Consider the following 271-nt stretch of genomic DNA (forward strand, 5'->3'; position numbering starts at 1 on the left):
GGGCTTTTATCGAGACACCGAGGGGCATCGACACATGCTCTTCGGGATCGACGACCTCGGCCTCACCGGGGATGCTTATGATGAGAATTGAGCTAGAACGCGTGCAAACCATGCAGGCCCAGCTTGAGCCGGGCGTTCTCTATGTGTCGGAGGAGTTCGAGACTGCCGGGCACTTATGCGCATGCGGCTGCGGTTCAAAGGTGCGGACACCTCTTGGGCCGACCGAATGGCAATTCACCAATCACCCCCAAGGACCATCGCTGCGCCCGTC

Annotated in this window: 1 protein-coding gene; it reads left to right on the top strand. The window is 59.8% G+C overall.

The window, feature by feature from the left end; all coding sequences use genetic code 11:
- Nucleotides 1-77: 77 nt before the first annotated feature.
- Nucleotides 78-271, top strand: a 194-nt coding sequence (locus tag EOD29_RS36650; RefSeq protein ID WP_281059245.1) for a DUF6527 family protein, incomplete at its 3' end; no start/stop codon positions are given.

Source organism: Mesorhizobium sp. M1A.T.Ca.IN.004.03.1.1 (assembly GCF_003997555.1).
Lineage (GTDB): Bacteria > Pseudomonadota > Alphaproteobacteria > Rhizobiales > Rhizobiaceae > Mesorhizobium.